The organism is Streptomyces sp. BYX5S, assembly GCF_054724165.1.
Window position 1 is genome coordinate 5,103,200 of the sequence record NZ_CM138829.1, and the last position, 21,082, is coordinate 5,124,281.

The following is a 21,082-nucleotide window of genomic DNA, read 5'->3' on the forward strand; positions in this document are numbered from 1 at the left end:
GTCGCTCGCCGTGGCCGGGCGCGCGGACGTGGGCGACGCCGCAGGGCGAGTACTCCGAGCGGACGCCTCAAGCTGCGCGGCGCAACCGCCTGCCACACCATGACGGCATGTCATCTGCGCAGCCAGTTGTGATCTGCCCGCCCGACGAAGGTGGCGGCCGACATGTCCGTATCGACGGTGTGACCCTTGGGCAGGCGTTCTGCGCGAGGGACGTGGTCGAGATCCTTCAGGGGGCCGGGCTGCGGTCCTTCAGCGAGATGAGCGTGGCCTTCTCCGCGCTGATCGAGTGGCGGGGCGGCGGTCCGGGCGACTGGCCGCAGTTGGCACGCTGAAGAGCCGGCACGTCCCCCGCCGATCCAGGACACCGACACGGCGGCCCGCCGGATGGGCTCCCCGGTGAATCACGCCACCGCGCCACGACAACGGGTCCCTCGGGGTGCGGCCGTTCGCCTCCCTGGATTTCGCTGACACACCGACAGCACCCCCTTCATCATTGAGGGATGCAACAACTCGAGGCGCAGGAAGTGTCCCTGCACAAGGTGTTCAGCAGTGACTACGACTTCAGGATTCCGGACTATCAGCGGCCGTACGCCTGGGACGTCGAGCAGGCCGTGCAGTTGCTGACCGACCTGGAGGAGTCGCTGGACAGAGGGGCGGTCGAGCCGTACTTCCTCGGTTCGATCGTGCTCGTCAAGGCCAAGGGGGACGCGTCCGCCGAGGTCATCGACGGGCAGCAGCGCCTCACCACCCTGACGATCCTGCTCGCTCTCCTGCGCGACCTCGCGGAGGACCCGGACCTGCGCGGCGACCTCGACCGGCTCGTCACGGAGCCCGGCAACAAGGTGCGGCGGCTCGGCCCGAAACCCAGGCTCACCCTGCGCTTCCGGGACGCCGGCTTCTTCCAGCAGTACGTGCAGACGAAGGGGGCCACCGACGCGCTGCGGTCGCTGAAGGAGGAAGCGCTCGCCACGGACGCCCAGAAGGCCGTGCGGCGCAACGCGCGGGAGTTGCACGCGATACTCGCCGACTGGTCGGAGGAGCGGCGGCTGGACCTGGTGCAGATGCTGGGCGAGCGCACCTTTCTGGTCGTCGTCAGCACCCCCGACCTGGACAGCGCGCATCGCATCTTCAGCGTGATGAACTCCCGGGGCATGGACCTTTCGCCGACGGACATCTTCAAGTCGCACATCATCGGCGCGCTGGACGAGAAGGCCTCGGAGCGGTGCGCCCGCAAGTGGGAGGACGCCGAGGAGGCCCTCGGGCGGGACGACTTCGCCGACCTCTTCCTCCACCTGCGCATGGTGTTCGCCATGAAGAGGGCCGAGCGCGAACTGCTCAAGGAGTTCCCCGAGCAGGTGCTCAGCCACTACCTTCCCGGCAAGGCGGAATCGTTCGTCAACGACGTCGTCGTGCCGTACGCGGACGCCTACGTGCAGATCCGCGACGCCACCTACTCGGCCGCCTCCGGCGCGGAGCAGGTCAACGCCTGGTTCAAACGGCTTCAGCAGATCGACAACAACGACTGGCACCCCGCCGCCCTGTGGGCGCTGCACAACCACGGTGACGATCCGGCCTGGCTCGACAGCTTCCTCGGAGCGCTGGAACGGCTGGCCGCGAGCATGTTCATCCGCCGGGCCTACACCACTCCCCGCGTCACGCGGTACGCGGACCTCCTGCGCGAGCTCAACGCGGGCCACGGCCTGGGCGCGCCGTCCCTGGCGTTGACGGACGCGGAGCGGGCCGAGACGCTCGCGCGCCTCGACGGCGACATCTACCTCGTCACCAGGACCCGCCGCTACATACTGCTGCGCCTGGACGAGATGCTGGCCGGAAAGCCCGGGGTCGCGTACGACCACAACGTGATCACCGTCGAGCACGTGCTTCCGCAGAACCCGAAACAGGTGTCGCAGTGGCGGCAGCACTTCACGGACGAGCAGCGGGGCCAGTGGACGCACCGGCTGGGCAACCTCGTCCTGCTCAGCCGGAGGAAGAACGCGTACGCGCAGAACTACGACTTCGCCCAGAAGAAGACGAAGTACTTCACCGGCAGGCACGGTGTGTCCACGTTCGCCCTGACCAGTCAGGTCCTGCAGCACCAGGAGTGGGTACCCGCCGTGGTGCAGAAGCGTCAGCGCAGGCTCGTGGGGCTGCTGGCCGACGAGTGGAATTTGTAGGAGGGCGCGGGTTCGAGGGGCCGGGGTGGCTGGAGGCGGACCACTGCCGAGCCCTCCTTGGCCCCGAACGCCCTTGCACTGCGGGCGCGTTGACGAAGGTGGCGGTGGCCGTGCGTCTGGGCGACGAGCCGACGCGTGCGCATTCCTGGTCGCTTCCCGCTGAACACCGCCGCTATGGCGCGCGTTGCGTTCACAGCAATCGGTCGACCAGCCCGTCGATGTAGTCCGGTGCGAGCGGGACCATGCCGAACAGGACGCGGATGTACATCGGGGCCAGGACGTGGTCCAGCACGTCCAGCGCGTCGGGGGCGCGCTCGCCGCGGTCGCGGGCGCGGTCGAGCATGGACTGCATTTGGCGCAGGCGTTCGGCGCGCAGGTCGTCCCCGGCCCGCTGCCCCTGCGGGCTGCCACCCGACAGGGCGACGGCCAGGTGCAGCACCGCAGGCCCGTCGGGGCCGGTGATCTCGCGGGCCACTTGGGCCGCGTAGGTGCGCAGATCGCCGGCCAGGCTTCCGGTGTCGGGCATCGGCGACTGGGCGTTGAGACGCGTGAGCGCCACGTCGGTGAGCAGGGCTTCCAGGCTGCCCCAGCGGCGGTAGACGCTGCTGTCGGCCACGCCCGCGCGGGCCGCGACCTCGCCGACGGTGAAGTTGCCGTAACCGCGCTCGCTGATCAGCTCGGTGACGGCCTGGTGCACCTGCGCGCCGACGCGGGCGCTGCGCCCGCCGGGCCGCCGGGCTCGCTGTTGCTCGTTCATGCACCCACCTTAACGCAGTCACCGCTTGCGTTAGCGAGGTGGATCCCTCTATGGTCGCCTAACGCAGCCGCTGACTGCGTTAGACGTGAGGCGTCAGGCGATTACGAGGGGGATCCCATGGCCGCATCGCATGCGACCGAAGGCAGTACGTCGGCCCGACGGCTCGACGGAAGGTCGAACCGGAGCCGGAACGCGCTGCTCGCGGTCACCTGTCTGGGCCAGTTCATGGTCCTGCTCGACAACACGATCGTGGGTGCGGCACTGCCCGACATGCAGCACCGGCTGCACACACAACTCACCGGTCTGCAATGGATCGTCGACGCGTACGTCCTGCTCGTCGCCATGCTGCTGCTGTCCGGCGGCGTCTTCGCCGACCGGTTCGGCCGCAAGCGGGTGTACCTGACGGGTGTCGCGGTGTTCACCGCCACGTCGGTGGTGTGCAGCCTCGCCCCCTCGGTCGGCTGGCTGATCGTCGGCCGGGCGCTCCAGGGCATCGGGGCCGCGGCGCTGAGCCCCGCCTCGCTGGCCCTGCTCGCCGCCGCCCATCCCGCGCCGCGGGACCGGATGAAGGCGATCGGACTGTGGGCCGGATTCAGCGGAATCGGTCTGGCCGCGGGCCCGGTGGCCGGTGGCGTACTGACCGAGGCGTTCGGCTGGCCCGCCATCTTCCTCGTCAATCTGCCGATCGGCGTGGTCCTGCTGGTGGTCGGCCTGCGCCGCCTCGACGAGTCCCGCAATCCGAGCGCCCCCGCGATCGACGTCCCGGGCACGGTGCTGTCCGTCCTGGCGGTGGGGGTGCTGACCTACGGGCTGATCGAGGGCGGCGCCCGCGGCTGGACCTCACCGGTCATCCTGGGCGGCTTCGCCGCCGCGCTGCTCCTCCTCGCGGCCTTCGTCGCCGTCGAGGCGCGGCGCTCCGCCCCGATGCTGCCGCTGCGGCTGTTCCGGCAGCGGCTGTTCACGGTGTCCAACGCCGCGATGGTCGTGGTGGGGTTCGCGCTCATGGGCTCGTCGTTCTTCTTCTCGCAGTTCTTCGTGTACGTCCAGGGCAGCTCGATCCTGCGGGCGGGCCTGCAAACCCTTCCCGTGTCCCTCGCGATGGTGCTCGTCAGCCCGTACGCCGGCCGGCTCGCCGCCCGGTACGGCTTCCGCGGCGTGGTCACCGTCGGCCTGGCCCTGGCCGGCCTGGGACTGCTGGCGCTCGGCACGGTGCACGCCGACACCGGCTACGGGAACGTGTGGTGGCGGCTGGCGGTCGTCGGTGTCGGCTTCGCCCTGACCATGTCGCCGCTGACGGGCGCCGCCATCCAGGCGGTCGACCCGCAGGAGGGCGGTCTCGCGTCAGGTATCAGCAGCACCACCCGGCAGATCGGCGCGGTGCTCGGCGTGGCGGTGCTCGGTGCCGTCGTCCGTGCCCGGCAGTCCGGCGGCGCCTCCTTCGAGACCGGTCTCAACAGCGCCTTCCTGGCCGCCGGCGCCGTCACGGTGGCGGCCGCCGTGTGCACCGGACTCTGGCTGGCCCGGTCCACGCCGCCGGGAGACGCCACGAAACCGCCGCGTTCCGCCGAACCTCATGGGGTCGCCGCCGCGAACGGGGCTCCCACGAACAGCCGTTGACAACATCAACCGCGCTTGATCGTCTTGACCGGGAACACCTGAAGTACCGGGAACACCGGGAGCACCTGAAGTACCGGAAGTACCTGAGTACCGAAAGAAGCGGCACGCATCCCCGCCCCGACAACCGACTGGCGGAACCCCTTGTGAAGCACGTGACCCAGGTATCCATCGAGGAGCACCCGGTGGCCGATCCCGCTGCCGGGCCCTACGCCCTCACCACGGGGCCGGACGGGGCCCTGTGGTTCACGCTCGTCCACAGCGGCCGGATCGGCCGCCTCGTGCCCGGCGAGGAGCCGACGAGCCACGCCCTCGATCCGGACTGCGGGCCGACCGTGATCACGCCCGGCCCCGACGGAGCGCTGTGGTTCACCGAGTACCGGGCCGACCGGATCGGGCGGATCGCCACGGACGGCGCGATCGACGCGTTCGACGTGCCCGGGTCCGGCCGCGGGCCGTTCGGTATCGCGGCGGGCCCGGACGGCGCGCTGTGGTTCACCGAGACCACCGCCGACCGCATCGGCCGCATCACCGTCGACGGCAGCGTGACCGAGTTCCCGCTCCCCGTGACGGGCGCGTTCCCGTCCGCGATCACCGACGGCGGCGACGGCGGGATGTGGTTCACCCTCAACCAGGGCAACGCCGTGGGGCGGATCGGCATGGACGGGGCGGTCACCCTCCATCCGCTGCCGACCGAGGCGGCGGGTCCGGTCGGGATCGCGGCGGGCCCCGACGGGGCGCTGTGGTTCACCGAGATCGCCGCCGGTCAGATCGGCCGGATCACTCCCGACGGGCGGATCAGCGAGTTCCCGCTGCCCGACCGCGCCGCCCGCCCGCACGCCGTGACCGCGGACGGGCAGGGCACCGTCTGGTTCACCGAATGGGGCGCCAACCGCGTCGGCGCGCTCACGCCCGACGGCTCCGTCACCGTCCACGACCTGCCCACCCCGGACTCCGAGCCGCACGGCATCACCGTCGGCCCCGACGGCGCCCTGTGGACCGCGCTGGAGATCGGCGCACTCGCCCGCGTCGCCCCGCCGGGCCACGCGGCCTGACCTCCGCGCCACGGCCTCGCGGCCGCACTGCCGCAGCCGTACGCGGCGGACACCTGTGTCCCGGGAGTCATGACGTGAGGGGGTGGCGCGAGGTCAGCTCGCGACGCGCTCCGGGCGCGGCGGCGGCTCGCAGCTGAGGGCGCGTACGAAGGCGTCCTCGACCTCCGCGCTGAAGAACCCCCGGATGCCGTGCAGGAGTTGGAGCGCGGTGCGCACCCCCGCGGGCAGCGGCCAGGGCATGGCGGCCGCGAGGGCGTCGTGCTTGTCGGGCGCCGTGCGCGCCGCTTCGAGATGGACGTGCGCCTGGGCCAGATCGCCGGAGCACGCGTGCTGCACGGCGCGGGTCACGTCGTTCGAAGCGCTGCGCGAGAACTCCAGCAGCGATCGGATGACCTGGAGGTCCGGGTCGTCGGTGTGGGCCGGAACCGTGGCCTCCTTGCGCACGGCCGCGCTGAGATGGCCGTCGGCCCGGTCGAGAATCTTCGCTATGGCGGACAGCCGCCCTGCCTCGAGGTGTGCCTGAGATGCCATGCCGAATCCTTTCGCCCCCTTGCCGGAGAACCGTATCTCCAGCGGTATCACCCGGGTTGTGGGGCGCGAAGCCCCGCCCGGGGGGCGCACCGCACGCGCAGAGGGTGAGCCCACGGCGCACGGCGGGAGATTGATGCACGGAGCGGCGCACGCCTGGCGCCGGGACGCGGGGCCGGGCGCCGAGACACGGCGCCCGGCGCACCGCACGGGGCCGCGACGCGGCGCACGACCGGCTCCTTCAGCACCCCTCGCCCCATGTCCCTCACGGCTCGGGCATGCCATGATCCTACTCAGCGGTAGCTTCGTGGCGCGAGGACATGAACCGCTCAGCCGCACGCCGCACGCCCTCAACCGCCCCCCACCGTTGGAGGAACCCCGTGGCCCGCGTCTTCACCGTGAGCGACAGCATCACCATCGCCGTGTCCCCGGACGCCGCCTACGAGGCCGTCAGCCGCCCCGCCGACATGGGGCGTTGGAGCCCGGAGAACCTCGGTACGACCAGCGAGTCGCCCGCGGGGCCGATGAGCGTCGGCGCCACGTTCGTCGGACGCAACAAGCGCGGAGCGTTCCGGTGGGCGACCCGGTGCACGGTCACCGCGGCCGAGCCGGGGCGCCGCTTCGCGTTCCGCGTGCACGCGATCGGGCTCAAGCGGCCCTTCCTGCCCGGCCCCATCGCCACCTGGGAGTACCGGTTCGAGGAGGCAGACGGCGGCACCCGCGTGACGGAGACGTGGACCGACGACCGGCGGGCGTGGCCGACGTTCGCGGCCAACGCCTTCGACCGTGTCGCCACCTCGGGGAAGACGTTCGCCGTCTTCCAGAAGCGCAACATCGAGGTGACGCTGCGCAACCTCAAGCGCGAGCTCGAACTTCAGCACGACGCCGCGCACTGAGGCGGACCGCGTCAGCCCACCAGGTCCGGCGCGCGCAGCATCTCCGCCGGGATGCCCCACGCGTCGACGAGGTCGACCGCGAGGGGCCGGATCCGGTGACAGAGATGGTTGATCTCGCGGCTGATCGCCTTGGAGCGCTGGACGGTCAGCCGGCCGTGCTCCATGAACCACGCCCGGTCGGCCTCGATCGTGGACAGCGCGAACAGGTCGCACAGCATGCCGAGCGCGGCCTTGTTGTCGTTGTCCTCGTCCGGCAGCTCACGCAGCTTGTCGACGAACGCCTCCAGGACCAGGCGTTCGACGTGCGCGCGGGCCAGCGAGATCACGTGGTCCTGGACGTGGGAGAAGACGGCGCCGGGGTCCCGGCCCTCGTCCACCCCGCGCTTGAGCCGCCGGGCCAGCCCCGCGAGCATGTGCTCCTCACGGAAACGGACCATGGCGAGCTGGTAGTCCGGGTCGAGCAGACCGGCCTCCTGGTCCCACTCGTCGCCCCCGGGCAGCAGGTCGCGCACGCGCTCCAGCAGCTTGTGCACCGACGTCTTCTCTATGACCGTCTCCACGGCCTGACCGGTCACGAACCGGACCATGCCGAGCTGGTCGAGGTCCTCGAACTCGTGCGCGTAGTTCGTGAGGAGCCCCTTCGCCACGAGCTGGAGCAGGACGTGGTTGTCGCCCTCGAACGTGGTGAAGACGTCGCTGTCGGCCTTGAGCGCGGCGAACCGGTTCACGGTGAGGTAGCCCGCGCCGCCGCACGCCTCGCGGCACTCCTGGATCGTGCGCGTCGCGTGCCAGGTGCCCAGCGCCTTCGTGCCCGCGGCCCGGGACTCCAGCTCCCGCCGTCGCGTGCCGTCGTCCTGGCCCGCCGAGCCCTCCCCGGCCCCGTCCCCGGGCCGCTCACCGGAGCGGTCCCCCGTCTGGCCGCCGGAGAAGACCTCGTGCAGTTGGGTACGGACCACGTCCTGCGCGAAGTGCAGGGCATAGGTGCGGGCGAGCAGCGGCAGCAGGCGGCGCTGATGCATCCCGTAGTCGAGCAGCAGCTGCTCCTCGCCGTCCGACGCCGTCTCGAACTGCCGTCGGCGCACGGCGTACTTCGTGGCGACGGCCAGGGCGACCTTGGCCGCGTTGATCGCGCCGCCGCCGACGCTGACCCGTCCCTGGACGAGGGTTCCGAGCATGGTGAAGAAGCGCCGGTTGGGGTTCTCGATCGGGCTCTCGTACACGCCGTCGGGGGTGACGTCGGCGAACCGGTTGAGCAGCGCCTCGCGCGGCACCCGGACGCCGTCGAACCAGATGCGGCCGTTGTCGACGCCGTTGAGCCCCATCTTGCGGCCGGCGTCCTCGATCCGTACGCCCGGTGCCGGTGCGCCGTCGACACGGACCGGCACGACGAACGCGTGCACCCCCTGTTCCGTCTCGCCCACCTTCAACTGGGCGAAGACGACGGCGAGTTCGGCGTGCCGGGCGGCGTTGCCGATGTAATCCTTGCGCGCGGCGTCGCCGTGCGTAGTGATCACGAACTCCTGGCTGTCGGCGTCGTACGTCGCCACCGTGCCGAGGGCCTGGACGTTGGAACCGTGCCCGGTCTCGGTCATCGCGAAGCAGCCCATCAGCTTCCCGGTGATCAGGTCCGGCAGATACGCCTGGTGGTGCCGCTCGGTGCCGAGGTGCAGGATCGCTCCGCCGAAGAGGCCGAACTGCACGCCCACCTTGACCAGGAGCGACAGATCGCCGTAGGCGAGCGTCTCGAACGCGGCGATCGAGGCGCCGAGGTCGCCGCCCCCGCCGTACTCCTTCGGGAACCCCATCCCCGTCTGGCCCGTCGCGGCGAGTTCGACCGTGAGTTCGCGGACCCGCTCGCGGAAGGCGCCCATACCGAGTTCCTCGGCCTCTTCGAGGACGGAGGCGTGCGCCGACAGGTTCGTACGGACCAGATCGCGAATCTCGGCGTACTCGCCGTCGAGCAGCGCGGTCAGGGCCGGTACGTCGATGCCGGACGGTACGGGGCCGGACGGTACGGGGCCGCTGGAGGAGCCGGAGGAGTGGGAGCCGTCGTTGATCATGGACCTCTGGTACCCCGTGAAGCCGGAACGCAAGCAGTTCGGTCGCCGACCGGTCGAAGTGGTTGATGAGCGCAATGATTCGGGTGATGGTGTTGGCCGTAGCCGAGGAAAGGATGTCCCGCCATGGCCGCCACCACCCAGCCCCCGTTCCGCGCCGACCACGTCGGCAGCCTGCTGCGCCCGCCCGCGCTCCGCCGGGCCCGCGAGGAGCACGCCGCCGGGAAGCTCGACGACGCGGGACTCGCCGCCGCCGAGGACGAGGCGGTGCGCGCGGTCGTCGCGATGCAGCGGGAGGCGGGGCTGCGCAGCGCCACCGACGGCGAGTTCCGCCGTGCCTCGTGGCACATGGACTTCATCTACGCCCTCGGCGGCGTTCGGCGCGTCGAGGACGAGTCGCTGCACGTGCGCTTCCACAACGAGGACGGCGACATCGAGTTCGCGCCGCCCTCCGCGCGCGTCGACAGCAAGGTGACACTGGAGCGCACCATCTTCGCCGACGCGTTCACCTTCCTCCGTGACACCGTCGCCGAGGGTGTCACCCCGAAGCTGACCATCCCCTCGCCGAGCATGGTCCACTACCGCGGCGGCCGCGCCGCGATCGACGCGTCCGTCTACCCCGACCTCGACGCCTTCTGGTCCGACCTCACCGACGCCTACGCGGCCCAGATCCGCGGCGTGCACGAACTGGGCTGCCGCTACCTCCAGTTGGACGACACCTCGCTCGCGTACCTGAACGATCCCGAGCAGCGTTCCTACGTCGCGTCCATCGGCGGCGACGCGGAACACCAGCACGAGACGTACATCGCGAACATCAACCGGGCGCTCGCCGGCCACCCCGACGACCTGCGCGTCACCACGCACATGTGCCGCGGCAACTTCGCCTCCTCCTGGGCCGCTTCGGGCAGTTACGACTTCATCGCCGAGGCCGTCTTCGGCGGTCTCGACGTCGACGGGTTCTTCCTGGAGTACGACGACGAGCGCTCCGGCGGCTTCGCACCGCTGCGCTACGTCCCGAAGGGCAAGCAGGTCGTCCTCGGCCTCGTCACCACCAAACGGCCTCGGCTGGAGGACAAGGACACCCTCAAGCGGCGCATCGAGGAGGCCTCCCGCTACATCGACGTCGATCAGCTGTGCCTGTCCCCGCAGTGCGGCTTCTCCTCCACCGTCGAGGGCAACAAGCTCACGGCCGAGGACCAGTCGGCCAAGCTGCGTCTCATCGTGGAGACGGCGGAGGAGGTGTGGGGCGGGGTGTGACGCCCAGGGACCTTCTCTAGGGAGCCTTCGCCCAGGAAACGGAATGTGCCCGCAACCGGCCCGAAACCCCGCGCCGCATCGCGCTCCGTACGCTCGCCGTACCGCGCCCGGACACCGCGATCCGGCGCGCGCCCGCAGAGCACCGGCACGGGGAGAAGGGCCATGGGGCACGTCATTCCGATCCGCACGCCCGCCGTACGCGCGCCGCAGACCGCCGGCGCGCTCTCCTTCGCCACCGTCCACGGTTACCGCCGCGCCTACCGGATCGCGGGCGAGGGCCCCGCGGTGCTGCTCATCCACGGCGTCGGGGCGTCCTGCGCGCACTGGGAGGACTGCATCGCCGCCCTGGCGCGCCGGCACACCGTCATCGCCCCCGACCTGCTCGGGCACGGCGATTCGGCGAAGCCGCGCGCGGACTACTCGGTCGCCGCGTACGCCAACGGTCTGCGCGACCTGCTGGGCGTGCTCGGCATCGACCGCGTCACCCTCGTCGGGCACTCCTTCGGCGGCGGGGTGGCGATGCAGTTCGCGTACCAGTTCCCCGAGCGCGTCGACCGGCTCGTCCTGATCTCGACCGGCGGGGTCGGGCCCCAGGTCACACCCCTCCTGCGGGCCGCGACACTGCCCGGCGCGGGGCTCGCGCTCGGCCTGCTGAAGGTGGCCGGGGCGCGCCTGCCGGTCACCGCGGCCGTCCGCGCCCTGCGGCTGATGGACACCGGGCTCGGCGTGGACGCGCCCGACCTCGTCAACGTGGTCGACGCCCTGCCCGACCAGAAGTCGCGCGACGCCTTCACCCGGACCCTGCGCGCCGTCGTCGACTGGCGCGGCCAGGTCGTCACCATGCTGGACCGCTGCTATCTGGCGCGCGGCTTCCCCACCCTCCTCGTCTGGGGTGATCGCGACAGCGTGCTGCCGGTGGCGCACGCGTACACGGCGCACGAGGCGATGCCCGGCAGCCGGCTCGAAGTCTTCGCGGGCGCCGGGCACTTCCCGCACCACACCGAACCCGTACGGTTCGTGCGCCTCCTGGAGGAGTTCATCGCCACCACCGCTCCCGGCGACTGGAACGTCGAACAGTGGCGCGAACTCCTGCGCAGCGGACGCCCGGAGGAGAGCAGTGTCCGGGCCTTGGAACACGAGTACCGCGAGGCGAGCGAACGCAGCGCGACGTGAGCGGGACGGGCTCTCACGGCTCTCACGCCTCTCACGCCTCTCACGGGTAGCTATAGACGGGAAACGCGCGGTTCCCGCCCCTGCAAGCACCGCTCACGCACACGTACGGGTGATTCCTTGCGTCAGGCGCATCCATTTCACGCTGGGCGGGTTGTACGGCCCGTGGGCATGCGAACGGAGTGCCATGGCGGTACGGGTGCACATTCCTCCGCCGTTCGCAGCCCTCCAGCCCCGCCGCTCGTCCTGGAATCCGAGCGGCGGGGCTTCTCGCGCTCCACGGCCCGCTTCTCCGCCGCCGCGTCGCTCAAGTCGAGGCGCCACGACTCCCCCGGCTTGACCGATAAGCGAACACGGGCGTTCGCATTTCGATGGCCCTGCGTTAGGGTGTCGCGCGACCCACCGCACCCGCCCCTCCCCGAGCCACCACGGAACTCCGTATCCGAAAGGGCCCCACACATGACCACTTCACCCGTCACCTGGGTCGAGGCCGCGGCCGGCAGCGCGTACGACGTCGACAACCTCCCGTACGCCGTCTTCTCGGCCGCCGACGCCGGCCGTCGTGTGGGCGTCCGGATCGGTGACCACGTGCTCGACCTGGGCGCCGCGGCCGCCGCGCTGCGCCCCGAGTGGACGGCGCTGCTCGACGCGCCCGCGCTCAACCCGCTGATGAACGCCGGTGCCGCGACCTGGGCGGCCGTGCGTTCCTGGACGGTCGAGCTGCTCACGGACGCCGCCCACCGCGACCACGTGCGGCTCGTACCGCTGGCCGAGGCCACCCTGCACCTGCCGTTCGAGGTCGGCGACTACGTCGACTACTACGCCTCCGTCGACCACGCCACCAACGTCGGCCGGATCTTCCGCCCCGACGGGGACGCGCTGATGCCCAACTGGCGTCACCTGCCGGTCGGTTACCACGGCCGTTCGGGCTCCATCGTCGTCTCCGGCACCCCCGTGCACCGCCCCTCCGGCCAGCGCAAGGCTCCGGCCGACCCGGCGCCGACGTACGGTCCGTCGCTGCGCCTGGACATCGAGGCCGAACTCGGCTTCGTGGTGGGCCGTTCGGTGCCGCTGGGGCAGCGCGTGGCGACCTCGGAGTTCAGCGAGACCGTCTTCGGCGTCACCGGCGTCAACGACTGGTCGTCGCGCGACATCCAGGCCTGGGAGTACGTGCCGCTCGGCCCGAACCTCGGCAAGTCCTTCGCCACCACCATCAGCGCGTGGGTCACCCCGCTCGCCGCGCTGGAGCACGCCCGCGTCGACCTCCCGGGCCAGGACCCGACCGTCCTCCCCTACCTCCAGGAGAAGGGCCCCTCGGGCTACGACATCGCCGTGGAGGTCGAGGTGAACGGCACCGTCGTCGCGCACCCGCCGTACTCGTGCATGTACTGGTCGCCCGCGCAGATGCTGGCCCATCTCACCGTCAACGGGGCCTCGTTGCGGGTCGGCGACTTCTACGCGTCGGGCACCATCTCGGGTCCGGAGGAGCACCAGCGCGGCTCGTTCCTCGAACTGTCCTGGGGCGGGACGAAGACGTGGACCGCCGGAGGTCAGGAGCGCACGTTCCTGGAGGACGGCGACGAGGTCGTCCTGCGCTACTCCGCGCCGGGCGCCCGGGGGCCCATCGGCCTCGGCGAGGTCCGTGGCAAGATCCTCCCGACCGTATAGCGCGGTTTCGCGCCGCTCGGATTCACACGGCTCGGATTCGCGCGGCCCGGATTCGCGCAGGTCGGCTTCACACCGTTCAGATGCGCAAGGAAGTGGTGCGGCCGCGACCGGGTTCCACCGCTCCATCGCGCACCGCCTGCTCGTGTCGCTCCACCGGACGGGGTTCGCCTCGCGCGACGACGACGGCCGCTACGTCGTCGGCCCGTCCGTGGCCGGGCTCCTCAGCGGTACGCGGCCCAACCTGCGTACCGTCGCCGAGCCCGCCCTGCACCGCCTCTCGCGGCGGGCTACGTCGTCACGCACTGCGAGGTCAACGTCGGCGCCCACGCCGTCGCGGCCCCGCTGCCCGGCTGGCCGGTCCGCGCGGCGGTCAACATCGTCACCGCGGATCCGTCCTTGGCGGACAGGGCGATTCCACGGGTGCTGGACGCGGCTTCGGCGATCGGAGCGTTGCGGGACCATCTGTGAGAGCCGGCCGGAGGGCTGCGCGGCCCCCGCCCCGGTAGGAGAATGGCGGCATCCGGCTTCCCCTCGGGGGAGCCCCGCGTTTCGGGGGAATCGCGATGAACGCTGCACAGAACAGGGGACGGCCCGCCGGGAATGCGCCGAGCGCGAGGCGGGGGCGGTGGCGGGGAAGCGTGTGGGTGCTGGTCGTCGGCGTCCTCCTGGGACTCACCGGCGCGCTGGTCGGCGTCGGCTTCCTGCTGACGAACCAGGATCACGGCGCCGCCCCGCCGGCCGGGAACGCGCCCACCTCCAGCGCCGCGGCCAGCGCACCGCCCAGCGGCAAGCCGGACCAAGCGGTGTTCCGGGACGACGTCGCCGCGGATCGACGGTCCTTGCTGGCCGGGGTCATCAGCTGTCGGCAGCGGCTCTCGGCGGACGTGGGCGATTCGGTCGTCTTCGGTGTTCGCCTGAGGGCGGTCCCGGCATCGGCCGTCGCCGACTCCGCGCCGCCGACAGGAGCCGTCAAGAGGTGGGCCTTCCCGGTCGGCGGTGTGCAGGGCGCCTCGCTGACCGCCACGAGCCGTCACGTCGAGGTCCGGTCGCTGGGTGACAGCAAGGCCGAGCAGGTCATCGCCGAGACGGGAGACACCGCCTTCTGGGAGTGGGCGGTGGCCGCGGACCGGCCCGGGGTGTACGCCCTGAAGCTGGGCATGACGACCTTCCGCGGCACATCGGACCAGGCGCTCGCCGCGCTGAACCCGCCGCTCACCATCCGCTTCGAGGCGCACAACACGGTGTCCCACAGCGTGAGTTGGCTGCGCGCCGAAGTGGTGGCGTGGGGCGGGGTCGCGGTCGCGCTGGTGGCCCTGCTGGCCTTCCGGACCCCGCTGCTGACCTTCGTACGAGGACGCCGCGAGGCCCGGCGGGAGCGCCACGACCGGGGGCGGGACGGATACATCTGACGCGTCCGACGCACGTCGGTCAGTGGCTGTTCAACGGATTCCCGTACTTGTGGGCCGTGGACAGGTACGGGAGGCCGAGGGTGCGGGGCGAGAAGGCCGCCGAGTTGGTGGTCGTCGCCTTGGGGAGGAGCCACGCGGCGCCCAGGGAGGCGTTCTCGCCCGGGGAGCCGACCGTGACGTCGGGCACGGAGTCGCCGTTGTGGTCGGCCGCTGCGACCGCCGCGCCGAAGGCGTCGCCCGCCTCGGCGACGCCCGGGACGCCCGCCGTGTCCTGGTTCCAGGCGACGGACCTGGCCGCGCCGCTCGCGTCGAGCAGCCCGCGGGCGCCGCCGTGGAGCAGCCAGGCCGCACCCGCGTCGGCCCTGCTTCCGATGGCCTCGCCGCGGGCGCCGGCGATCAGGTCGTCGCGGCCGTCACGGTCGATGTCGGCGACGGCGAGCGCGGAGCCGAAGCGGTCGCCGTCCTCGGCCACGCCCGGGACGCCCGGCGTGTCCTGGTTCAGGGTCTGGGCACGGCTGCCGAACGAGCCGTCCGCGGCGCTCCCGTAGTGCACGTGGATGCCGCCGCCCTCGGCGAGCGGCTCGGGGCCGCACGGGTCGTCGATGTTCTCGTCGGCGATCTCGCGGCACTCGCCGAGCGCGAGGTCGTCGTGTCCGTCGCCGTCGAAGTCACCGGCGGCCAGGGCGCTGACGCCGGCGTTGTCCGTGTTCCAGATGTTGGCCATCCCGCCCTGTGGGGCGTCCCACTTCCAAAGGCGCACGTGTGACTGCGTGTTGGGGGTGCCCTTGGTCCAGTACGCCACGGCCAGGTCCGCCACGCCGTCGCTGTCGAAGTCGCCGGTGGCCAGGACGGGCGCGCGTCCGCCCATGGGGGCGGCGACGACGGTCGTCACCATGCTGTCCTCACCCTGGATGACGCGGGCGACGACCTTGTCGTTGCCGCCGATCACGATCTCCTTGTTGCCGTCGCTGGTGCCGGTGAGGTCGGCCGCGGCGAGCGACTTGCCGTACGCGGCCGACGACGACGGCCCGGTGAGGACCGACGACCCCGGGCCGGGCCCGCTCGTCGAGCCGCCCACGGCGATGACCATGCCCGCGTCCGTACCGCGGCCGGTGATGTCCTCGCCGGGGACACCGGCGAGGAGTTCGGCGATGCCGTCACCGTTGAGGTCGGTCAGGACCACGGAGGCGCCGAACCGGTCGCCCGCCTCCGGGGACCCGGGCACCTCGGCGGTGGCCTGGGTGACGCGGATGCTCCCGTGGGCACCGACCCCCTTCGGCCCACCCCACACGACGTTCACGTACCCGGCCTTGGCCTGCCCACCGACGGTGCCGTCCGGAACGCCGACGGCGAGGTCCGCGTATCCGTCCCCGTTGAAGTCGCTCGTGGCGGCGCCGGGCGTGGCGGCGGTGGCCCCGGCCGGGAACACGAACCCGGCGGTGGCCGCGACGACGACGGCGGTGGCGTAGGTCAGGGTGCGGCGTCTGTGTGGCACGGGGAGCTCCGGTGGGTCGGCGGCGAGCGGGTGGGTTCACGGGGTGTGACCGTTGAGGGAGTGGGCGGGTTGTACGGGGGAACGAACGCCTCGACGGTCCCGTCGGCGAGGCCCGGTGGCAGCGTACGGCCGGGTGCCGGTCAGCTCATGGGGACTCCCCGACGGTCACCGCCTCCGGGAACACGGTTTGCGTCCCGTCCGCGGTGGTGAGGGTCAGAGTGCGGGGGCCGGGAGGGCTGTTGCGGTGGACGCGCAGGGTGAAGCGAGCTGTTCGTCCGTCGGGGGCGGCGGTGAGCGAGGCGGAGCGGGTCCTGCCGCCGAGGGTGGCGGTGGTGACGGCCGCCAGTCCGGTCCCGTGCACCGTGACGGTGACGTTTCCCGCACCCGGTGCGTGCGGGCCGGGCGGATCCGTCGTGACGGACCGGATGGTGGGGGCGACCGCGTCGACGCGCCACCAGTGCGGGGCCAGCGAGGGGGCCATGCGGCGACAGTCGTGGTGGTCGACAGAGGTGACGGCGCCGTCGGCGGCCACGTCCACGGTGGCGAGCACCACCCACGGCCCCGACTCCGGCACCGGGCACGGGACATGAGGTCCGTGGCCGGTGACGAGTTCGTCCAGGGGCGGCGGATCGCCCCGGTGGGACGGCGGGCACTCGGACAGGAACCGCACCCGGTAGCCGTCGCTCCACCGCGAGTACTCGCAGTCGGCGCCGGAGCAGCCGCAGCCCGCGGGCTCGACGCGCACCGGCCGGGCCAGCGCCTCTTCGTAGCGGACGGCGACCCAGTAGCGGCCGGCGCGGGGCGCGGCCGACGGCTCGTGCGCGCACCAGGGGTCGTCGAGTTCACCGGGGGGATCGTCGGGCATGGCCGTGACACCTTCGGTGCGCAGGTCCACGGTGCGGGGCTCCTCGATGAGGATCTCGTTGCCCTGCGGGTCGAGGAGGCAGCCCGGGGCGATGACGACTTTCCACGGTTCGGGGCCGCCGCCGTCCGCGGCGGCGGCCGGGCGGACCACGGCTCCGCAGACGACGCCCCAGCCGTGCAGGAGCCGGTTGTGGCGTCGCATGCGGTCCATGAAGTACTGGTTGGCGAGGTTGAGTTCAGCCGGTGTGACGAGTTGGCGCGGGAAGTAGCGGGGCCGTTGGTGGACGACGCCGGGGACCGGTTCCGGACACATCGTGGGCACCTTCTCAGTAGCCGGGCGGCGGGTAGTCGAGGAGCGCGAGGAGCAGCGCCGTCAGGACAGCGTTCGTGGGCGCGACCGGGCGTACGGTGATGTCGGCGCCGTCGGGCGGGCAGCGCAGCGAGCCGTCCGGGTCGGGGGTCACCTTGAGGTTGGCCAGCGGGACGCAGGGATCGGCGGTCGGGACGCGGCACTCGCGGGAGACCCATCGGGCGAGTACGTCCTGGTCGACGCGGCCGTCGCGGAGCAGACCCGCGACCAGCGGCCCTGGCGGCGGTTTGCGGGCCGGTCGGTCCCGGAACTCGACGCGGTGACGCTCGCGGACGGTGCTGGGTTGACAGGCCCGCGGGTCACCGCAGTCATCGGCGTACGCGGGGACCGGGTCGTCCAGGCACTCGTGGTAGCAGAGGACGAGCTGCACGGCGGCGTCGTCGCGACAGGCACCCGCGCGTTGAACGGCGCTCTCCATGACGTCGTACGGGATCTCCAGCGGGTCCGTGCGTTCGGGGACGGCGATGCGGCGCCCCCAGCCGTCGACGGCGAGCCCCGGGCGAATCCGGACACGGTCGTCGTCGGTGACCTCGACGTCCAGGCCGCGGACCACCCCGGGCCCCAGGGCGAGGCGGGTGAAAAGGCGGTCACGGCGCAGGAAGTACTCGGTCTCCAGCTCGAAGGTGGGCACGTTCATCAGGCGGCCGTGGAAGTAGTGGTTGCGGGCCGGTGCCTCGATGGCGGCGGGGCGTCCGGTGTGCCGCCGCCCATGCAGGGATGTCACGGGGTGTCTCCTTCTCGGTGATGGCCCAGACGTGTGGTGCCGATCCGGTCGGGCACGGGGCCGTCGAGGCGGAGCCGGGCGGTGCCGGGTGCCGTCAGTCGGGTCGCCCGGGGTGGGCCGGCGACGACGGTGTCCACGCCGAGACGGTCCTGGACACCGAGGCGCATGCGGGGTTCGATCGCGCACAGGTGGTACGTGGTGTGAGCGGGCTTCTCGGCGTCGACGACGGCCCGGACGGCGGCGGCCGTGCGTTCGCCGTGCGCGTCGTCGGCACGGTCCGTGCGGTAGCGGACGGTGAACCGGTGGGCGACTTCTGCGAAGAGATGGCTCGCGTACGCGTCGTGCGCGGCGAGGACCGAACCGTCGAGCACCGCGCTCGAGCCGATCACCGCGCCTTGGGGGTCGGCTGCGGCGAGCACGGTGTCGAGGCCGAGTCCCGTCGGTGTGCCACTCGGTGGCGTGGGTGCGCTCCCGGGCAGGGCCCACCAATCGGTGTGGACGACGGGCTCGTCGACGGTGGCGTCCACTCCGGTGCGTACGTGGATCGCGTCGCGCAGTCCGGCGGCGGTGCCCCGGCGCGCGTCGGCCCTCGCGGCGTCGCGCAGCAGTCGGCGGCGCAGCGGATCCGGGGCGCCGGGCGGCAGCGGTACGGCGAGCCAGTCGGCGAGGCGCGGGAGGTGTGCGGGAGGTGCGGCCATCGGGTCGAAGAGGGTGGGGAGTTCCTCGATGCCGCTGTGCAGGTCGTCGAAGGCGGTTTCGAAGATGGTGAGCCAGCGCGCGAGGAAGTCGCCGTGCCCGGTGGGTTGTTGATAGAGCTCCGGCAGGTGGCGCAGGTAGGTGTCGTGATCGAAGTCGATGCGGATCTGCGCGAGGACGGGGGTGTCGTGCCCGTCGCCCTCGAAGGACACCCCGACCCACACGTCGTCCTCGGGCGCTCCCGCCAGCAGGGTGTACGGGGCGTCGCGCGCGACCGTCCGCCAGCCCGGGTCGGTGAAGGCGCCTGCCGAGTCGTCCGGGGCGCGACCGCCGCCGGCGCTGCACACGTGGAGCCGGAACCCGGCGCCCGTACCGGAGTTGGCGATGTGCGCCCGCACCAGGTGCAGCGGGGTACCCCGGGAGCGCGGGTTGCGGTACGGGCCGCCGACCAGTGTTCCGTGTGTGCGGCGAGCGCCGTACCGGGCGAGGTGGACCGGGTGCGTCGCGGCACCCGTGTGCGCGAGCAGACCGTCGCGGTGGTCGACGGCGAGGGCGGTCACGGCGTGCTCGTACCCGTGGGCCGTGCCGATGCGGAGTCCGTCGGTGCCGAAGACGTGGATGTGCCGGTCGGCGTTGTCGCCGATGTACACGGTGGCGTCCGCGGCGGCGAGGCCGAGGGGCTGTTCGAGGCCGGTTGCCCAGTCGTCCAGCGGCGTGCCGTCGGCGGCGCGCAGGTGGAGGTGTCCCTCCGCGTCCCGTACGCAGAGGCGGTGGGCGTCGCCCGAGCCGGTCGTGGCGATGTCCACGGCCGGGGCCGGGAGCGCGCAGCGGAATCCGGCGAGTGGGCTTCCCCACCGGTCGCGCGCCAGGACGAGGCCTCCGTCGACGACGTACACCTGGCCCGCCGGGCCGGTCGCGACGCCGCTCGGTGCGGTGAAATCCTCCCAGATGTCGAGGAGTTGCAGGCGATCGGGGTCCAGCAGCACGATCCGGCCGTGGCCGCTGTCAGCGATCAGCAGGGCCCGGCGGTCGGCATGCCACGCCAGCCCGCGTGGCCCGCACAGCCGGGCCGGGCCGACTGGGCAGGGTACCGGCGGCGCCTGCGGGGCGCAGGCCCGGACGAGGAGGAGTTGGTCGGTGTCGGGGCAGGTCAGGAAGACGTCTCCGGTCGGCAGTGCCGCGAGGCCCGCCGGAAGCAGCTCCCGCGTCGCGCCGGGTGCGATACCGCCGCCCTGTCCAGGGTCGGCCGGGATCGGGCTGTCGACGGCGGGCAGCGGCTGGAGGCGGAGGCTGCCGTCGGGGGCGAGTTCCAGTCCGGCACGGTTCATGCCGCGCCAGCAACCCTCTCTGTTCAGCCAGCGGTAGGCGGGCGGCTCGGTCATGGCCTACTCCTCGATCGCGTACCACATGACACGCCAGAGAGCGTTGGCGTGTTTGAGCCACTTGTCTGATATCAAACCGAGTTGACCGGCGTACACGAGCAGCGGTACGCAGCAGACGAACCCCCACGGCGTCGGGTCCTGCACGTATGCGGGCCCGTCGAGCACGACCAGCGCCTGCTCGTCGGCGCCGCCGGAGAGCACCAGCGGGCGGCAGCCCTCGACCCGGGCGGTGTAGCAGGGGGTGGCGGGGAGACCTCCGGTGCCCACGGGGTCTTCGGTGCGCAGGCCGAGCAGGGCGGACTCGACGTCGTCGGGGTCGGCGTACCAGGGCAGCCAGGTCACGGAGGCGCTGCCGCAGCGGACCCGGGGACGTTGCGGGGGACGTGCGGTACGGCGCAGGACGCGTGACACGTCGGCGTCCAGGCGGCAGTCGCGGACGGCGGCGCGGCCGAGCGCGATGAGCTGCCCGTTCTGGAGGGCGAGGCGCTGGGCGTCGTCGACGGGGAGCAGCTCGCCGCTCGGGTCGGGCCGCAGCCGCACCCAGTCCAGCCGGGGGTGTTCGCGCAGCCGTACCGCGCCGCGTGGCGCACACACGCCGACGCGGGTCTCGGTCTCCTCAAGGTCCTCGTCCGCGGGATGGGAGACGGCCAGGTCGAAGTGGGCAGGGCCGCCGTCCGGTTCGCCCGCGACCGGGGGCACGGGTTCGGTGACCGGCTCGCCGAGCAACAGTTCACGGCCTGCGGCGTCCAGCGCGTAGCCGGGCTGGATCCGCACTTCGCGTTCGCCCCTGCGGCCCGCGACGGCGAGGCCGCTGCCGACGCCCGGCTGGTGCAGGCTGCGGTTGTGGAGACGGCGCAGCGCACGGTGGTGTGCTTCCAGGCCTTGCAGGTTGTCGGCGTACAGCTGCTGTCCGTCGAAGAACAGCGGGCGTTCCAGGGCATCCTGGTCGGGTGCGGTGGGATTCAT

17 protein-coding genes are annotated in these 21,082 nt (G+C 72.2%); 9 read left to right on the forward strand and 8 right to left on the reverse strand.

All coding sequences use genetic code 11. The annotated features are described in order from the left end of the window. Positions 1-107 precede the first annotated feature (107 nt). Both ACYBSK_RS23275 and ACYBSK_RS23280 read left to right on the forward strand, forming a co-directional pair. A complete protein-coding gene (locus ACYBSK_RS23275; protein WP_457479159.1) occupies positions 108-332 on the forward strand; it encodes a hypothetical protein in 225 nt (74 codons plus the stop codon). Positions 333-500: 168 nt separating this feature from the next. Beyond that, on the forward strand, positions 501-2,174 hold the full coding sequence (locus ACYBSK_RS23280; protein WP_460243177.1) for a DUF262 domain-containing protein: 1,674 nt from the start codon (positions 501-503) through the stop codon (positions 2,172-2,174). A 190-nt stretch (positions 2,175-2,364) separates the two neighbouring features. On the opposite strand, the gene ACYBSK_RS23285 is transcribed toward ACYBSK_RS23280, so the two are convergent. Then, on the reverse strand, positions 2,365-2,931 hold the full coding sequence (locus ACYBSK_RS23285) for a TetR/AcrR family transcriptional regulator (RefSeq protein WP_460243178.1): 567 nt from the start codon (positions 2,929-2,931) through the stop codon (positions 2,365-2,367). A gap of 117 nt (positions 2,932-3,048) precedes the next feature. Between ACYBSK_RS23285 and ACYBSK_RS23290 the strand changes: the two genes are divergently transcribed. Further along, positions 3,049-4,548, forward strand: coding sequence for an MFS transporter (locus tag ACYBSK_RS23290; RefSeq protein ID WP_460243179.1), 1,500 nt, complete (start codon positions 3,049-3,051; stop codon positions 4,546-4,548). 152 nt (positions 4,549-4,700) lie between these two features. Then, a complete protein-coding gene (locus tag ACYBSK_RS23295) occupies positions 4,701-5,600 on the forward strand; it encodes a Vgb family protein (protein WP_460243180.1) in 900 nt (299 codons plus the stop codon). 93 nt (positions 5,601-5,693) lie between these two features. Here the strand turns inward: ACYBSK_RS23295 and ACYBSK_RS23300 are convergent, their stop codons facing one another. Then, the gene (locus tag ACYBSK_RS23300; RefSeq protein ID WP_457479166.1) at positions 5,694-6,131 is read right to left on the reverse strand and encodes a hypothetical protein; all 438 of its coding nucleotides are present in this window, start codon (positions 6,129-6,131) and stop codon (positions 5,694-5,696) included. Between the two features lie 377 nt (positions 6,132-6,508). Here ACYBSK_RS23300 and ACYBSK_RS23305 point away from each other — a divergent pair, with 377 nt between their 5' ends. Further along, complete coding sequence (locus ACYBSK_RS23305) at positions 6,509-7,024, forward strand: SRPBCC family protein (RefSeq protein WP_457479167.1); 516 nt, start codon at positions 6,509-6,511, stop codon at positions 7,022-7,024. Between the two features lie 11 nt (positions 7,025-7,035). Here the strand turns inward: ACYBSK_RS23305 and ACYBSK_RS23310 are convergent, their stop codons facing one another. After that, entirely contained in the window at positions 7,036-9,084 is a 2,049-nt protein-coding gene (locus tag ACYBSK_RS23310; protein ID WP_460243181.1) for an acyl-CoA dehydrogenase family protein, read from the reverse strand. Between the two features lie 123 nt (positions 9,085-9,207). Here ACYBSK_RS23310 and ACYBSK_RS23315 point away from each other — a divergent pair, with 123 nt between their 5' ends. The 4 genes from ACYBSK_RS23315 (at position 9,208) to ACYBSK_RS23330 (ending at position 14,585) form a co-directional block, all read left to right on the forward strand. Further along, the gene (locus ACYBSK_RS23315; RefSeq protein ID WP_460243182.1) at positions 9,208-10,338 is read left to right on the forward strand and encodes a 5-methyltetrahydropteroyltriglutamate--homocysteine S-methyltransferase; all 1,131 of its coding nucleotides are present in this window, start codon (positions 9,208-9,210) and stop codon (positions 10,336-10,338) included. Positions 10,339-10,500: 162 nt separating this feature from the next. After that, positions 10,501-11,511 (forward strand): alpha/beta fold hydrolase, encoded by a 1,011-nt coding sequence (locus tag ACYBSK_RS23320; RefSeq protein ID WP_460243183.1) that lies wholly within the window; start codon positions 10,501-10,503, stop codon positions 11,509-11,511. Between the two features lie 456 nt (positions 11,512-11,967). Next, the gene (gene fahA, locus ACYBSK_RS23325; protein WP_460243184.1) at positions 11,968-13,176 is read left to right on the forward strand and encodes a fumarylacetoacetase; all 1,209 of its coding nucleotides are present in this window, start codon (positions 11,968-11,970) and stop codon (positions 13,174-13,176) included. A gap of 644 nt (positions 13,177-13,820) precedes the next feature. After that, positions 13,821-14,585 (forward strand): hypothetical protein, encoded by a 765-nt coding sequence (locus tag ACYBSK_RS23330; RefSeq protein WP_460243185.1) that lies wholly within the window; start codon positions 13,821-13,823, stop codon positions 14,583-14,585. Between the two features lie 19 nt (positions 14,586-14,604). Here the strand turns inward: ACYBSK_RS23330 and ACYBSK_RS23335 are convergent, their stop codons facing one another. The 5 genes from ACYBSK_RS23335 to ACYBSK_RS23355 all read right to left on the reverse strand — a co-directional run bounded on the left by ACYBSK_RS23335 (position 14,605) and on the right by ACYBSK_RS23355 (position 21,082). Continuing rightward, positions 14,605-16,080 carry an FG-GAP repeat protein gene (locus ACYBSK_RS23335; protein WP_460243186.1) on the reverse strand — a complete coding sequence of 492 codons (1,476 nt, stop codon included), beginning with the start codon at positions 16,078-16,080 and terminating at the stop codon, positions 14,605-14,607. Positions 16,081-16,225: 145 nt separating this feature from the next. Next, entirely contained in the window at positions 16,226-17,257 is a 1,032-nt protein-coding gene (locus ACYBSK_RS23340; protein ID WP_460243187.1) for a hypothetical protein, read from the reverse strand. 13 nt (positions 17,258-17,270) lie between these two features. Then, entirely contained in the window at positions 17,271-18,038 is a 768-nt protein-coding gene (locus ACYBSK_RS23345; RefSeq protein ID WP_460243188.1) for a hypothetical protein, read from the reverse strand. Further along, the gene (locus ACYBSK_RS23350; RefSeq protein WP_460243189.1) at positions 18,035-20,116 is read right to left on the reverse strand and encodes a phage tail protein; all 2,082 of its coding nucleotides are present in this window, start codon (positions 20,114-20,116) and stop codon (positions 18,035-18,037) included. Before ACYBSK_RS23350 ends, ACYBSK_RS23345 begins: the two co-directional genes overlap by 4 nt. Positions 20,117-20,119: 3 nt before the next feature. Then, positions 20,120-21,082 (reverse strand): hypothetical protein, encoded by a 963-nt coding sequence (locus ACYBSK_RS23355; RefSeq protein WP_460243190.1) that lies wholly within the window; start codon positions 21,080-21,082, stop codon positions 20,120-20,122.